Annotated in this window: 17 protein-coding genes; 14 read left to right on the top strand and 3 right to left on the bottom strand. The window is 53.7% G+C overall.

Annotation, left to right across the window (positions count from 1 at the left end; genetic code table 11):
* From RX717_RS05170 to RX717_RS05145, 6 genes are all read left to right on the top strand, one after another.
* On the top strand, positions 1-399 hold the full coding sequence (locus RX717_RS05170) for a sigma factor-like helix-turn-helix DNA-binding protein (RefSeq protein ID WP_316960598.1): 399 nt from the start codon (positions 1-3) through the stop codon (positions 397-399).
* A gap of 31 nt (positions 400-430) precedes the next feature.
* The gene (locus RX717_RS05165) at positions 431-1,471 is read left to right on the top strand and encodes a DUF262 domain-containing protein (RefSeq protein ID WP_316960597.1); all 1,041 of its coding nucleotides are present in this window, start codon (positions 431-433) and stop codon (positions 1,469-1,471) included.
* The gene (locus tag RX717_RS05160) at positions 1,455-2,303 is read left to right on the top strand and encodes a serine/threonine-protein kinase (protein WP_256291384.1); all 849 of its coding nucleotides are present in this window, start codon (positions 1,455-1,457) and stop codon (positions 2,301-2,303) included. The genes RX717_RS05165 and RX717_RS05160 overlap by 17 nt, the downstream gene beginning before the upstream one ends.
* A 251-nt stretch (positions 2,304-2,554) precedes the next feature.
* Positions 2,555-2,941, top strand: a complete 387-nt coding sequence (locus tag RX717_RS05155) for a (deoxy)nucleoside triphosphate pyrophosphohydrolase (protein WP_316960596.1) — start codon at positions 2,555-2,557, stop codon at positions 2,939-2,941.
* Between the two features lie 68 nt (positions 2,942-3,009).
* Positions 3,010-3,543 (top strand): GDSL-type esterase/lipase family protein, encoded by a 534-nt coding sequence (locus RX717_RS05150; protein WP_316960595.1) that lies wholly within the window; start codon positions 3,010-3,012, stop codon positions 3,541-3,543.
* On the top strand, positions 3,540-3,923 hold the full coding sequence (locus RX717_RS05145; protein ID WP_316960594.1) for a rhodanese-like domain-containing protein: 384 nt from the start codon (positions 3,540-3,542) through the stop codon (positions 3,921-3,923). Before RX717_RS05150 ends, RX717_RS05145 begins: the two co-directional genes overlap by 4 nt.
* 71 nt (positions 3,924-3,994) lie before the next feature.
* On the opposite strand, the gene RX717_RS05140 is transcribed toward RX717_RS05145, so the two are convergent.
* Genes RX717_RS05140 through RX717_RS05130 form a run of 3 tightly spaced genes read right to left on the bottom strand, consistent with a single transcriptional unit; the run spans position 3,995 to position 7,932 of the window.
* Positions 3,995-4,864: a hypothetical protein gene (locus RX717_RS05140; RefSeq protein ID WP_316960593.1), complete on the bottom strand. Its 870-nt coding sequence runs from the start codon at positions 4,862-4,864 to the stop codon at positions 3,995-3,997.
* Positions 4,854-5,849, bottom strand: a complete 996-nt coding sequence (locus RX717_RS05135; protein ID WP_316960592.1) for a hypothetical protein — start codon at positions 5,847-5,849, stop codon at positions 4,854-4,856. The genes RX717_RS05140 and RX717_RS05135 overlap by 11 nt, the downstream gene beginning before the upstream one ends.
* Entirely contained in the window at positions 5,734-7,932 is a 2,199-nt protein-coding gene (locus RX717_RS05130) for a hypothetical protein (protein ID WP_316960591.1), read from the bottom strand. The genes RX717_RS05135 and RX717_RS05130 overlap by 116 nt, the downstream gene beginning before the upstream one ends.
* A gap of 114 nt (positions 7,933-8,046) precedes the next feature.
* Between RX717_RS05130 and RX717_RS05125 the strand changes: the two genes are divergently transcribed.
* The 8 genes from RX717_RS05125 (at position 8,047) to RX717_RS05090 (ending at position 14,380) form a co-directional block, all read left to right on the top strand.
* Positions 8,047-8,256: a helix-turn-helix domain-containing protein gene (locus RX717_RS05125; RefSeq protein WP_316960590.1), complete on the top strand. Its 210-nt coding sequence runs from the start codon at positions 8,047-8,049 to the stop codon at positions 8,254-8,256.
* Positions 8,253-8,690, top strand: coding sequence for a helix-turn-helix domain-containing protein (locus tag RX717_RS05120; protein WP_316960589.1), 438 nt, complete (start codon positions 8,253-8,255; stop codon positions 8,688-8,690). The genes RX717_RS05125 and RX717_RS05120 overlap by 4 nt, the downstream gene beginning before the upstream one ends.
* Entirely contained in the window at positions 8,684-9,037 is a 354-nt protein-coding gene (locus tag RX717_RS05115) for a hypothetical protein (protein ID WP_316960588.1), read from the top strand. The genes RX717_RS05120 and RX717_RS05115 overlap by 7 nt, the downstream gene beginning before the upstream one ends.
* 306 nt (positions 9,038-9,343) lie before the next feature.
* Positions 9,344-9,754 (top strand): hypothetical protein, encoded by a 411-nt coding sequence (locus RX717_RS05110; RefSeq protein WP_316960587.1) that lies wholly within the window; start codon positions 9,344-9,346, stop codon positions 9,752-9,754.
* A complete protein-coding gene (gene mobP3 / locus RX717_RS05105; protein WP_316960586.1) occupies positions 9,751-11,544 on the top strand; it encodes a MobP3 family relaxase in 1,794 nt (597 codons plus the stop codon). The genes RX717_RS05110 and mobP3 overlap by 4 nt, the downstream gene beginning before the upstream one ends.
* Before the next feature lie 146 nt (positions 11,545-11,690).
* Positions 11,691-11,996, top strand: a complete 306-nt coding sequence (locus RX717_RS05100; protein WP_316960585.1) for a hypothetical protein — start codon at positions 11,691-11,693, stop codon at positions 11,994-11,996.
* A gap of 3 nt (positions 11,997-11,999) precedes the next feature.
* A complete protein-coding gene (locus RX717_RS05095; RefSeq protein ID WP_316960655.1) occupies positions 12,000-13,193 on the top strand; it encodes a tyrosine-type recombinase/integrase in 1,194 nt (397 codons plus the stop codon).
* Positions 13,151-14,380 carry a tyrosine-type recombinase/integrase gene (locus RX717_RS05090; RefSeq protein WP_316960584.1) on the top strand — a complete coding sequence of 410 codons (1,230 nt, stop codon included), beginning with the start codon at positions 13,151-13,153 and terminating at the stop codon, positions 14,378-14,380. The genes RX717_RS05095 and RX717_RS05090 overlap by 43 nt, the downstream gene beginning before the upstream one ends.
* Positions 14,381-14,461 lie beyond the last annotated feature (81 nt).

Genomic DNA, 14,461 nt, shown 5'->3' with positions numbered 1-14,461 from the left:
ATGTCTTTTGAGGAAGCAAATGAGTACATCGCTGCAGCAATCAAGCAAGCCGAGAATCATCTGTACCTTTCTGATTACTTTGAAGAAAGTGACAGCGAAGAGCCGCTGCCTTGGCCACAGGAGCTTATACAGGCCGACGATTTGTTGTTTGAAAAAGTTTCCGCATCATTGGCCAGAAACGCTCTCTTAAATGCGCTGGGTTCGTTAAATCCTCGAGAAGCTGATGTTATACGTCTCAGAACAGGCTTTGACGATAATAGACCTCTTACGCTTGAAGATGTAGGTGCGGTATATGGAGTTACACGAGAGCGTATACGACAACGACAGATTGAAGCAAAAGCACTTAGGAAACTTAGACACCCCAGCAAAGCCAAGAAATTGAAGGATTTTTGGAGTTGAAACATTTTCTCACAATGAAAGGGATGAAATTATGCAATGGGAATCATACTCGCATCCAATATCTGATGTACGCGACTGGAATGATAGCTGCCGTTTAGAGTTAAGACCAGATTTCCAACGCAATGAGGTCTGGAGTAAAGCGGCACAAATTATGCTCATTGATACCATCATTAAGGGAATTCCTATACCGAAAGTGTATATCAAATCGATTATCCGGGATGGAAATACTTATCGCGTTGTTATTGACGGTCAACAGCGATTGACAGCTATTCTTAAGTTTGTGAAAAATAAGCTTGCGCTAAAAAAACCGTATATAGGTGAATACCAGGATAAGAAGTTCTCAGATCTTCCGCCGGAGGTACAAAATCAGATTCTGCGATACAAGATCGATATTAACGAAATTTTCAATCCCACTGACGAAGAGATTCGAGATTTGTATTCTCGAGTGAATAAGTACACTGTGCAGCTGAATAAGCAAGAGCTCCGCCGTGCCGATTTTCCTGGAGACTTTATACACCTTGCAGAAGAGTTATCTGAAAACAAGTTCTTCGAAGGTGCAAAAATCTTCTCAGTAAAACAGCGCAGAAGAATGCTTGATGTAGAGTATGTTGAGGAACTACTTACAATTATTCTCAAAGGGATTCAAGATAAGAAAGATTATTTGGATGCGGTATGCGAGGAGTATATGCAGCTTGATAATCAAGCAGACATCGTTGATATTTTTACGGGAATTATTGACGATATTGCACTTATCTTTGACGCAGAAAAATTCCCTATGAAAGATACACGGTTTAAGCAAAAGTCAGACTTCTATTCTCTGTTTGCTTGCATATTTGAATTGCGCAAAGAGGCTGTTTTAAACTGCAAAAATTTGGAGAGCACCAGAGAGATTCTGCGCGAAATGTGTGATAATATTGGCCCTCAAAGTGACGATGATTTGTATCGAGAATATGCTACTCGGTGCCTGAGTGATGCAAATTCCCTCTCTAATAGACAATGGAGAGTGGACTTTTTGAAGGAGCGGTTGTCGCCTGCATATGGAAAGAAGGCAGAATATGACGATATATCTTAAAAATCTGTTCTTCGATATAGACGACGAAATTATCTCTTTTTCAGGCAAGAGTTATGAATTGCAGGAGCGAATTGGTTCTGGTGGAAATGGAGCAGTGTACGAATGTATTGATTCAAGCGGTTCAATTTATGCTGTTAAATTTCTTCTCCAGCTTTCCCACAAAAGCCAAAAACGATTTGATCAGGAAGTCTCTTTGATGGAGCGCATTAATCATCCGCATATCATTCGTTATGTTGATAAGGGAAAGGTTGATGCGGTTAACAGGAAAAGAGAAGAAGTAGAACTTCCGTTTGTTATTATGGAGCGCGCTGATAGAAATCTTGTCGACTACCTGCGGAGTGTTGAGTCAGTACCCTATGAGATATATGCTGCGCAATTCCGCGGCCTATGTGAAGCGTTAGCAGAGATTCATAAGGTTGCAATCCATAGAGACATCAAACCAGAGAATGTACTTATCAAAGGCGAAACATGGGTAATCAGTGATTTTGGATTGTGTACATTCCTTGATCCCGAGGAACACAGAGAAATAACAAAACCGAATGAAAAGGTTGGCCCCGCCTTTTGGATGAGTCCAGAGGCTGTTGATTGCAGCTATTTTCAGAGTGACCTGGTCGGCACATATTCAGATGTGTTTCAATTGTGCGCAGTGTTCGTCTTTGTGCTAACCAAAAGGTTTCCTGGTGGAATAATTCACGAATTAAACGATTTGAATACGACTCCTGAAATAAGAGAAGTGTTAATACGATCGCTATCAAATGACTATTCACAAAGACCGGTAGACGGAAGTGACTTAGCCGTTCAATACAATAATGCCACATATGCAAGGGCATAGCCGGATACGCTCATACGGTCAAAATATAATAAGGATGACTTGCCTACTGGGCAGCGGTACATCCATCATCGGAAGCGTGGAAGCAATGTGCCGAAGAAGTTCAAGGCGGATCGGATCACAGGCGGTGTAGCGGCCTATACCTTCCTGAGAATATCAACTATGGAAGCATGACGAGAGCAGATCACCTGGAGGCTTGATTGACCGATTTCGGCGAAGTTTTGGAGAAGACAAATAAATTGGTGGTTGGATAAATGACTGAGGTAGTAGCGGCCCTGATTTGGGGTCAGGACAAATTTATGATCTGCCAGCGCCCGGCACATAAGGCAAGAGGTTTATTGTGGGAGTTTGTAGGGGGCAAGGTAGAATACGGAGAGACTAAGGAACAAGCGCTTATCCGGGAATGTCAGGAGGAACTGGCTGTCACGCTAAATGTGGGCAAAATTTTTATGGATGTGGTCCATAAATATCCGGATTTGACTGTCCATCTGACACTGTTCCATGCTACCATCCAGGAAGGAATCCCGCAAAAACTGGAGCACAATGATATCCAGTGGATCACAGTGGATGAAATCGATCAGTATGCCTTTTGTCCGGCAGATGAGGAAATCCTAACAAGGCTAAAACTATCGGCTGAGTAGAAAAATTAGATGGAAGCCTCCTTGCTACACTGGGAAATACGAGCATGTAGAGAAAGGAAACATGCGGAATGAATGTCATCTGCTTCGGCGATTCCAACACCTACGGCTACGACCCACAGGGCTATTTCGGCGGACGCTATGATGCAGACAGCCGGTGGGTGGACATTCTGGCTGCGGAACCCGGCCGGAATGTCTGCAACATGGGGCAGAACGGCCGGGAGATTCCTTCTGCCGCTCCTGCCTTCCCTGCTGACACCGATCTGCTGATCGTCATGCTGGGCACCAACGATCTGCTCCAGGGGCGAAGTCCGGAGCAGGCGGCTGAGAGATTGGAGCGATTTCTCACTTCTGTCCCGTTAGAACGAAGCAAGATCTTGCTGGTCGCCCCGCCGCCGATGGCCATGGGCGAGTGGGTCCCTAGCCAGCAACTCGTTAATGATTCCCATACTTTCGAGCGGCTCTGTCAGGCACTGGCGGAGCAGTTGGGCGTCCGCTTCGCCGATGCCGGAAAGTGGGACATCTCTTTGGCCTACGACGGCGTACACTTCACGGAGCAGGGCCACAAAGCCTTTGCCGCCGGACTTCTGGAGGAACTCAAATGAAACGAATTGCAATTTTACTCTCCTCTCTGCTTTTGCTGTTGACCGGATGCGGCGGGAATTCCACAAACGGCTCCTATGAGCAGATCACCCAGGAAGCAGCCAAAGAAATGATGGACACCCAGGAAGTGATTATCCTGGATGTGCGGGAGCAGGACGAATATGACAGCAGTCATATCCCCGGCGCTGTTTTGCTGCCGGTGGGTACCATTGACGAGGAGACTGCTGCCGAGGTGATCCCCGAAAAGGACTCTACCGTCCTGGTCTACTGCCGCAGCGGCAATCGCAGTAAAACCGCATCCTCCACGCTGGCCGAACTGGGCTACACCAACATCTACGAATTTGGCGGCATCAATACCTGGCCGTATGAGACGGAGCCGTAAGGCAAGCTGTACAGAATTTATATCGCCTAAACAAAGAATACGGGACTGGCCGCACTTGCCAGTCCCGTCGCTTATTTTGGCAGATATTCTTCCCGCACCCGGTATCGGCTGACACCGAAGCTGCTGCCTCTCTGGATGACCTCCTGGGGAAGCTGGTTCAAATACTTGCGTCCAAAGTTTGTATTGCCGAAATAGCAGTCAAAGTTGGTCACAGGGAGTACCACCCAGTCGCTGTCCTCCGGCCGGTTGGCCAGATAATAGGAGATTAGGGTATGCAGGACAGGGGCGGGGAGCTCCTTGGGCCGAACCTGTTCCAGCCGATCCACCAGATCTGCCGGCAGCTCCGGCTCCGTGCTGCGCAGAGGGCCCAGCTCCAGGGCGTCAGCGATCATATCGCCAAAACGGATCGTCCACGCACCCTCTGTCAGGGTGGAGAGCGCTTTGGTCTGGTACTGAAGCACTTTGTTGCGCCACTCCTGGTCAAACAGCTTGTCCAGCCTCTCAGCGGAAGTAGCGTAGTTCTTGTGAACCAGTTCCGGGTGTGCTGCGGCAAACCGCATCGCCCCGTGGAAGTGGCGGCTGAACCAGCCCCAGCCCTTCTCGTCCACCAGTTTGGGAAACGGATCGTGGAGCGACGCAAAATTGGTACGGTGCTGCCACTCTTCTTTTGGCTTACCGCCACTCTCCGGGATGCTGCACCAGGCGCACAGACCATCATAAGCACAGCCGATCCGCTCTCTGGGATCGCCGGGCAGCAGCGTGCCGTCCGAAGCATGAAACAGCAAGCCCCGTGCCAAAATGGTCAAAATACGGTTCATGCCGCTGAATTCCTTCAGTGCCTCAAAGGTAAACCGACCCAGCCAGGTGGCGTCTTTTTTGCCGGACGCCCGGTACTCCACCGGTTCTGTATAATCTAAAAACTCCTGCCATTCATTCAGCATGGTGCACCTCCAGAACATTGGGCTCCAGCACATCCAGCAGCAGATCCCACAGCAGATTCCGCTTGCCCAGTGCCTCCACATAGCGCACGGCCGTCTGCGGACGCACGATCTCATTCAGCAGTTTCCGGCAGCGGGTGGATACCGCCTCCCGGTAGTGCTGGGAGTTTCGCTTGGTGAGATACGCTTCCATCAGATCGTCAAATACCGGTGAGTCTCCGGGGCGGTGCAGCTGCCGTTTCGTTTGCTGCTCATTCTCCTGCAGAATGTCACAGAGCAAGTTGCTCAGGACCCGGTATCCGCCGCTGCGGAAATCAGAAAACAGGTCAAAGAGATGCTCATACTCCGGCAACCAGGTGAGAAGAAACTGCATTCTCTGCTCTTCCGTCAGGAACTGCCACCTGGTGTTATCCAACGCCGCCCAGATTGCCACCACCCGCTCCGGCGGCAGGCTTCCCAACTGAGCGTAAAGTTCGTCCGTGTCCCAAAGCTCCTCCTGCCCTCGGGCAAAGAGAATTCGCTCGATATCACGCTTTCGTTTCTTTTCCTTAGGTTCCACCCGGCAGACCCAGATGCGGGACAGACATCCTTCATAGTCGCTCAGCAGTGCGGAAATCCGCTCCAAAAGCTCCTGGTCCAGTCGTTCCTTCCAATCCGGCTCCTGGGCAAAGGTAAAGAGTTCTTTGTCTTTGGCCGGTTTGGATTTGATGGCCGGCGTGTGCTTTTCCAGCTGGAGCGCCAGATAGGGCATCCGCTCCAGATTGGAGTCCACCTTGTCCCAGTCTATTTTTTTGAAAAAGGCTTTGATGCGCTGCTGGTGGGTGGGCTCATGCCAGGCACGCCGGGTTTCCTCCGCTTCCTCCACCAGATTTTTATACTGCAGGAAGGACGTCCGTTCCACCCGCCGCTCCTTCAGGTACTCGTCCAGATCCGGGCGGATCCCGCTCTTGGCGGAGTCGATCTCCAACCCGGTCAGAATGGCCAGCACCTCTGTCTCTTCCCCGGAAGCGTTTGCGCTCCTGGGCATCGGAATTTTCGTTGTAGGCGATGACGCTGCGATCCAAGGCGGCGTTGCAAATCTGTCCCACCCTGGAGGAGAAGGTGCCCCGCACCACTTCAAACCGCGCCTCCCAGTCATCTGCATTGCGGATCAGCGGCTCTGCCGAGGGGATCATCAACAGAGGAATGTTGGCCTCGTTGGAGAGCGCATCGTCTGCGGTGCTGCGGGAGGCCTCATAGTTCCGGCGGACGCACTCATTCAAAATGGGATCAGCAATGGTCTTGATCATATCCCCGTCATAGTCCGCGCCGCCCAGACGCTCTGCCGCCAGCATGGTGGAGTCCACCATGACCAGGTCGGTTAGATGTCGGAAATAGAAGTGCCGCATCTGCAGCTTTTCCTTCCTGGCATCATAGGAAGAGAGCTGCAGTTCTTCATTTCTGGCAATGTGGGGGTTGCGCAGCAGAGTGCAGGTATCTCCGTGCTCATAGGCCGCACCGGGCGCATAGAAAGCACTGGTTCGGAAGCGAAAGCTCTTGGTCAGATCGTAATAGGTCTTGTTCCGTTTCTTTTTGGGGAGTGTCTCCAGAAGAAAACTGAGAAAGTCCAGGAGGTCGCCGGAGAGATAGCGGTTGTCTCCGGCCACAATCAGCCGCCCCAGAGCGTAGTTCTTCAAGATCTGCTTCGCTTTGGAATCCAGCTCCCGCTGATAAATGGGCTCACCGATCATGCTGGGATTCTTGCGCAGGATCTCGCCCGGCAGATGTTCCCGGCTTTTTCGGAAAGGCAGGATACCCCAGCGATCCATCCGCTTCAGAAAGTACTCCTGCTGGAACGCCTTATTGGCCCGGAAGTTGTAGTAGGCCACCTCGGTCTGCTTGGTGAGCCAGTTCCGCTTGTCCTCCTCCGGACTGTGGTCCCAGCCGTCGGGCAGATCCCTGGGACGGAACTCCTCCTCCCTGATGGAGACCGTGTTCAAAAATTGATAGTTCAGTTCGGTGTGAGTCTCCGGTTTTACCTTGCTCACATTGGTGATGTACAAAGCGTGGCGGTAGCGGCGGAAGGCGACCCAGTAGTCCTCCCAGGTCATCCCGCTGTTCTTCAGCCACCCAAAGCCTTTGAACATACTCTTGGTAAGGATGACATCCACATCCTTGACCCGGTGCTCCTGGCCCCAGATATCCCGGATCACCGTCTGACCACAATAGTCCAGAATCTCCTGAAAATCCACCTGATGTATCATGCCCTTGATATAGGGCATACGGATCTGAAATGAGGTGTGGACGGTTGCACCGCAGAGCGCCCGGTCTACGACCTTGGCATACCGCTTGGAGATCAGTCCCTCCCCATCAAAGCAGGCAATGGGAATATCCATCCGGCGCTCCACCCGGTGATACTTCCGGGTACTGTTTTGGGTGCCGTCGTCCTCCACGGTGATGACTGGGACATCCCTGGCCGTCACCACCGGATTGTCCACCACGATGACACGGTGGGGCTTGTCGATGTCGATCCCATCCAGCCGCACGCCGCCGGAGAGCATCAAGCCATTGTAGGCGTAGAGTTTGCTGAGCTGACAGTCGCCGATGGTCATGTCCATCTGGATACGGCGACGCACCTGGTTATACACATCTTCCCGGAGAAAGGACAATCTGCTCTGGTGACTCATGCTGCCCGACCGCTCGAAGGCAAGATAGCGACGCATCCCGGATCCCAGATCCAGCTGCACGCCCTCCGGGCGGAACATGTCACGAGCCTTCTCCTGGCGGATCTGCTGCCGGAGCAGTGTGCTGCTGCGGTCGAAGATGCCGGAGAAGTCCATATAGAAGATCACATCGGACAGCCCGTCAATGAGCCGATCGTCGGTGGGCTCGGAAAAGTCATCGCCCTGCAGCACGCACATGATCTGGAAGAACAGTGCGTTGCCGTCCTGCTCGTGCAGAGCGGAAAAGCGCTTGCATTTTTCTGTTGCCGCCCGGTCAAGGACAAAGTGCCACTGCCCGTTTGCCTGTGCGGCGTAACTCATCACTGCCCGGGCAGAGAGTTCAAAAATGCGATATTTGCTCTGGGCCATTTTCTCACCTCCGGATAGTCTCATTCTATCACAGAGAGATAAAAAAGCAATATAGACACTGCTCCCACAAATTTCGGTGGGAGCTTTTTATTTTTCAAAAAGGAGGTCAAACATTTGAAGCATTCAAGTATTCAGTCCTATGCCGACCTGCCGCTGTTCCTCAATGCGAAGCTGGTGGCGCAAGCGCTGGGCGTGTCCATCTCCACCGCCTACGAGGTGATGCACGAACCCAGCTTCCCCACCCTGCGTGTGGGTAGCCGCATGGTGGTACCGAAAGAAAAGTTCATGCAGTGGGCGGAAGAACAGTCTGGAGGTGTGAAATGAAGAAGAACTGGACCAAGCGGGATCCCATCAAGAACTATTTCCCGGTGCCCAATGAAATCTTTTTTCTGGGCCTGTCCTCGGATGCCATCTCCATCTATGGGCATCTCCTCAGCTGGGAGGACAGAAAGACCTATGAGTGCCTGGTGAGTTACCGGATGATCTCGGAGGCCATCGGCAAATCTGTGACCACGGTGCGCAAGTATGTGATGGAGCTGGAGGAGCGCTCGCTCATCCGCACCAAGCGCACCAATGTGGTCGCCAAGGAGGGCCATAAGCGCAACGGCCGTCTGCTCTATCACATCCTGCCTATTCAGATGGCCATCGATCAGTTCCATGAGCGGCAGCTTTATGAGGCTGACCTGGCGCTGGAACGACAGCGGATCCAACAGCGCATAGCTGCGCTGGAGCGAGAGGAGTGTGCGGCGGTATGCTGATGCAGGAGCTGAGTACTATCATCCGGCAGGAGCTAGCCATGACCACGGCGGACAAGCGGAAGTACATCGTCTACCAATGGAACCAGACCCACGGGGAACCCATCGATGAAGATGCCGTCGCACTGTTTCTCTGTGACGAGAACCGGGGCAACCTCACAGACGAGCAGCGGACTTTTGCAAAAGAGCGCTGTGCAGAGTTTGAGCACTGCACCCAAATCACCGTCTACCGGATCCTGCAATGCGGAGAGATGATGCGCCAGCACCTGGTGTCCGGCCCTGAGGAATACTGCCGTATCTTCCTGTCACCCACAAGCGACAGAAGATTCCCGCTCTGCAGCGGCCTGTGAGGGGCTGTGTGCGGCTTTGAACAGCTGGCCGACTGTGTACCCCGCCCTGGGGAATTGAGGGGCATTTGAGCCGGTTTTCAAGGGAGTGGGAAGCCGACGAAAGACAGGCAGGAGAAAGCCCCTGCTCTTTTATGGCGCCTGGGCAGTCACTTCCGCCCGCAGTGCGGGCGGTTTCGGGGACTGGGAGCTAACGCTTTTTCAGAACGCCTAAACTGCGATTGACGCTGTTTCTCCAAAAATAGGCGAATATCCCTGTTGTTGAGGGATTTTCGCTGACGCTATCACGGATTTGAGAGGTATTTGACAATGGGTGAAAACAGACACAGACACACCGTTTGGATGGACGATACTATGTGGGATCAGGTGAAGTCCCACTACCAGAAGGATAACTGCTCCACCAAAAATGAGTATATCGAAAAGGCGATCCAGTTCTACTCCGGCTATCTGGACACAGAGCGGGCCGATGAGTATTTGCCCAGAGTGCTGTCCGACATACTGGATGGCAAGCTGGGCGCCCTCGGCAAACGGATGGGCCACCTGCTCTTCAAGCAGGCGGTGGAGCAGGATGTGCTGGCAAACCTGTTCGCCTACGGCCTCGGTGTGGACATGGACACCCTGCAAAAACTCCGGGTGCGGTGTGTCAAGGAGGTGCGGGAAACCAACGGTGAGATCCGCCTGGAGGATGCTCTGCTTTATCAAAAGGGGGCTGAAGTGTGACCGGCCTCATTCAAAAGTCCGGCTACATCAAGCCGGGCAGCGGCGGCGGACACTACGCCAGGTACATCGCCACCCGGGAGGGTGTGGAGCTGGCGGAAGTGCCGCAGCCCTCCCACCAGGGCGGCGGCTACCTGGACTATATGGCCCAGCGACCCCGCTCTCACGGTTTGTTTTCGGCGGACGGCCCCGCCGATCTGGAGAAAACCATGGCCGAGATCAACGCCCATACTGGTCCGGTGTGGACCTTCGTCTACTCCCTGCGGCGGGAGGATGCCGCGCGGCTGGGCTACGAAACCAGTGAGAGCTGGCGCAAATTACTGCTGGCCCATCAGGCGGAGCTGGCGGCGGCGATGAAGATTCCGCCCGGCAGCTTTCGCTGGTGTGCCGCCTTCCACGATGAAACGCACCACCCCCACATCCACATGATGGCCTGGTCCGCCGACCCGAAGCAGGGCTTTCTGACCGAGAAAGGCATCGAGCAGATGCGCTCCCAGCTGTCCAACGACATCTTCCGGGACGAGCTGTTGTCCCTCTATCAAGAGAAGGACCAGTCCTACCAGGAGGTGCGGGACGCGGCCATGCCCGCCATGGGCCGGCTCATCTGGGAGATGAGGTCCGGTCTCTGCGACAGTCCTGTCATCGCCGGTCAGATGGAAACGCTGGCCGAAATGTTATCTGGGGTCAAGGGCAAGAAGGTGTACGGCTATCTCAAGAAGCCGGTGAAGGCGCAGGTGGATGCCATCGTGGATGAGCTGGCCAGGCTCCCGGAGGTGGCGGAGTGCTATGAACACTGGAATCGGCTGCGGGATGAAGTGGAGCGGCACTACAAGGACGCGCCGCGGGAACACAAGCCGTTGTCACAGCAACCGGAATTCAAAGCCATCAAGAACATGGTCATCCGGGAAGCGGAGGAACTGCGCTTGGGTTCTTTCACCTTCGAAGATATAACCATGAAAGATGAAGTGGACGAGGACCAGGAGGCGGTGTGCCGCGCCTGGTCTTCCCAGTGGGAGATGGCCGAGGCCTACCAGAACGCGAAAGAACTTCTCTCAGAATATGAAAACACAGAAGCGGAAAAGGCGGAGCAGGTACAGGTGCTGGAGCGGCTCTGGGACGCCGGCTTCACTGTGGCTGCCCACCAGCTGGGCAAGTGCTGGCGGGATGGTGTTGGAGTGCTCCCGGATGACAAGCGGGCGGAGCTGTGGTTCCGCCGAGCCGCCGAGGCAGGTCTCGACTTTTCCCAGTACGTCCTTGGCAAGCTGCTGCAAAGTCAAAAACGGATGGCGGAAGCGGCGTCCTGGTATAAAAAAGCGGCGGCGCAGGGGGATCCCTACGCTGCCTACCGGCTGGGGAAGCTGTATCTGATGGGGAAGGATGTACCAAAGGATAGCGCCAAGGCGCTGGAGTATCTGAACGCTTCCGCCCGGCAGGGCAACCAGTATACCCAGTACACTCTGGGCAAGCTGTACCTCACCGGCGAAGGTGTGGCTCAGAACCGAGAACAGGCGTACCGCTGGTTCCGGGCGTCGGCATCCCAGGGGAACGAGTACGCCCAGTTCTTTCTGGATCACTTCAACGACACTCGCAGTCCCAATGTCCTTCTGACCGCCACCAGACTGCTCCACCATCTGGGCCGGATCTTCCAAGAGAACTCCGTGCCGCCCACTCCGCCGGGCAGGACGGACCGCAAGCTGCTCCAGAAGATCCGCCAGAAGAAGATCGCTATGGGCCACAAGCCGGACGACCATGAGGAGGAGCAGAGCCAGGGCATGACCATGGGCGGATGGTAAGAAAAATAGCACGGCGTTAACAATGATAAGGGGCGAACAGAACTGGGGCGGAGAAATTGATAACAATCTGATAACTGTGGTCAAATTCCCTGGCTATTTTCTCAGTAGTTCGGTATTGTGTGTTGCTGAAAAGGAGGCGACGCACCATGAACGACTACATGAGAGCATTGCATCAGCGGTTCTTCCGGGAGCCGGATGTGTCAGAATTAGAAGCAGACATTGAGAACACCCGGCAGGAAGTACGGGACTGTTTGGACAAGATGCAGCGGCGCAGGCTCATGCATCTGGTGGACAGTCAGAATCTGTTGAAAGAAGAAATCTCCCTGGCCAGCTTCACCGCCGGGTTCAAACTGGCCTGGGGGCTGAGCAGGGAACTGGAGGTAGACGGTCTGTACTCCTTCGATGAGGAGGAGACAGACTGGGCCTGTCGTCAAATGAGAGAGGAGGAATAAATGATGGGAAAGCGCAGGCCATCCGGAGACGGCATGGTGCGCAAGCGGGAGGACGGCCGCTGGGAAGGCCGCATCGTCGTGGGGCACAAGGAAAATGGCGACTCCATCTTCCGGTATGTCTATGCTGACACACAAAAGGAGCTGACGGCCAAGCTCCGGCAGAACATCGATGCCTACCAGGGTGTAGACCTGACCGAAGATAGCCAAATGACACTGGGACAGTGGCTGGATCGATGGCTGGATCGTATGACTGGGGTAGTCGGTCCGCTCACGATGAAACGATACGAGGGAACGGTAGTCAGGCATATCAAGCCGTATCTGGGAGAAAAAATTATCTCCCAGGTCACAGGGAAAGACATCCAAAAGCTATACGATATACTGGCCCGTCATGGAAACAGAATTACTGGAGAGGGGCTGGCCAGCGGAACGATTCGAGGCATTCATGCCATGTTCCATGAGGCAATGGGAGCAGCTCAGCAGGCTGGCCTAATCCCCAGAAATCCCACAGAGGACATCGACGCGCCCAAATTCAGCTACAAGGCCAAAAAGGTGTTAACCGAGGCGCAGCTGGAAAAGTTCATGGAAGCCATTCGTGAGGACGAGATCTGGCGGGACCTCTTCTATACGGAACTGACCACGGGCTTGCGTCGTGGTGAGATCTGCGGGCTCAAGTGGGAGGACTTTGACGAGGACAAAGGAACATTGAGGATTCACCGCACGATTCATGAGGAGAAGGGCGGCAAACTGACTCCCTGGTATACCAAGACCGCTGCTGGCACTCGCACCATCAACCTGGCGCCCAGTACGGCGGCACTGCTTTGGGATAGGAAAAAGACGGCCCTGACGGAATGGATCTTTCCGCATCCGCTGAAACCGGAGCAGCCTACCCGACCAAGTGCCGCCTACGAGCGGATGAAGGGGCTACTGAAACAGGCAGAGCTTCCTGATATTCGGTTCCATGATCTCAGACACACTTTCGCGACCCACGCACTAACATCAGGGGTGGATGTTAAGACCCTGTCTGGTATCCTGGGACACACACGAGCCGCATTCACTCTGGATACCTATACGCACACAACAGGTGATATGCAGAAACGGGCTGCTGAGATTGTAGAGGAATTTCTCATTGACATCTTCGGAGAGGAGTTGAAACCATGGGAAGAAAGCGAAAAAATGGCGAAGGTACTGTCCGGCTGAGAAAGGACGGCCGTTGGGAGGGACGTGTCGTCATTGGATATGATGAGAACGGCCTTCCCAAGACAAAAAATGTGCTGGCAAAAACAAAGGGCGAGTGCATAGAAAAATTGAAGGCCCTGAAAAGTACCATCACACCGGACACACCTGTAAAACTCAAAGCCGATATGTCGTTCGGGGAGTGGCTGGAGTACTGGTATGAAACCTATTGCAAGCCCAATGTCAGGCCAGGAACGCAGAGCAACTATGAGGGGCATATCCGATGGTATCTCCAGCCCAAACTGGGCAGCATACCACTAAATAAGCTGACAGTCGGCGATATCCAGCAGATGTGTACCTGGATGATGACAGAGGCTCGCATAGACCCCAAAAACGGCGATGGCGGTCTCTCGGACAGTCAGGTGCGAAACTGTTACAGCCTATGTGAACGGGTACTGGAAAAAGCGGTGGCAGTAAACTTGATTGCCCGTAACCCGGCAAAGGGCTGTAAGCTGCCGCTGATCCGGCGGAACGAGATGAAGATTCTTTCTCGAGAAGATATGCAGAAGGTGCTGATTCAGGCCAAGGAGGAAAATTACTATGAACTCTTCCTTCTGGAATTTGCCACCGGCCTGCGGTTGGGGGAATTGATGGCTCTCCAGTGGGACGATGTGAATCTAACCACTGGGGAACTGAGGATCAACAAGCAGGCAAATCTGGCTGGCTCGAAGCTGGTGATCAGTGAGCCGAAAACCAAGGCGGCTGTTCGTACCCTGATCCTGCCCCCAGCTGTCAGGAAGGTGCTGGCGGAGTACAAGACCAGAGTGAACTCACGGTGGTTATTCCCCTCGCCCAAGAAAGAGGATCTGCCCATACGTCCCTCAGTAGTGAGCCTGCGGCTCCGCAGGAAATTGAATCATGCGGGATGTGAGCCGGTAAGATTTCATGATCTCAGGCATACTTTTGCAACCAACGCCTTAGCCTATGGGATGGACATCAAGACGCTGTCCACGATCCTGGGCCATGTATCCAGTGCGACCACCCTGAACACCTACTCCCATGTTACCGATGAAATGCGGCAGAGAGCGGCGGTGAAGATCGACCGGGGCATCGCCAAGGCAGAGGTGCAGGACGATACAGCCGCTGCCCAGCCTGAGCACACCATGACCACCTTTCAGGCCAGAAAACGCTGGAGCCGAGAGGCCAGCTAAGACCAATCTACCGGCCCATCAGGGAATTCCACCCCTGGTGGGCCGGTTTTCGCTGTCTGTGGGCAAACATGTGGTCAAAAG

This window comes from Intestinibacillus sp. NTUH-41-i26 (genome assembly GCF_032769475.1).
Classification (GTDB): domain Bacteria; phylum Bacillota; class Clostridia; order Oscillospirales; family Butyricicoccaceae; genus Agathobaculum; species Agathobaculum ammoniilyticum.
Note: the sequence above shows the minus strand (reverse complement) of the source record. Positions and strands in the feature narration are given on the sequence as shown.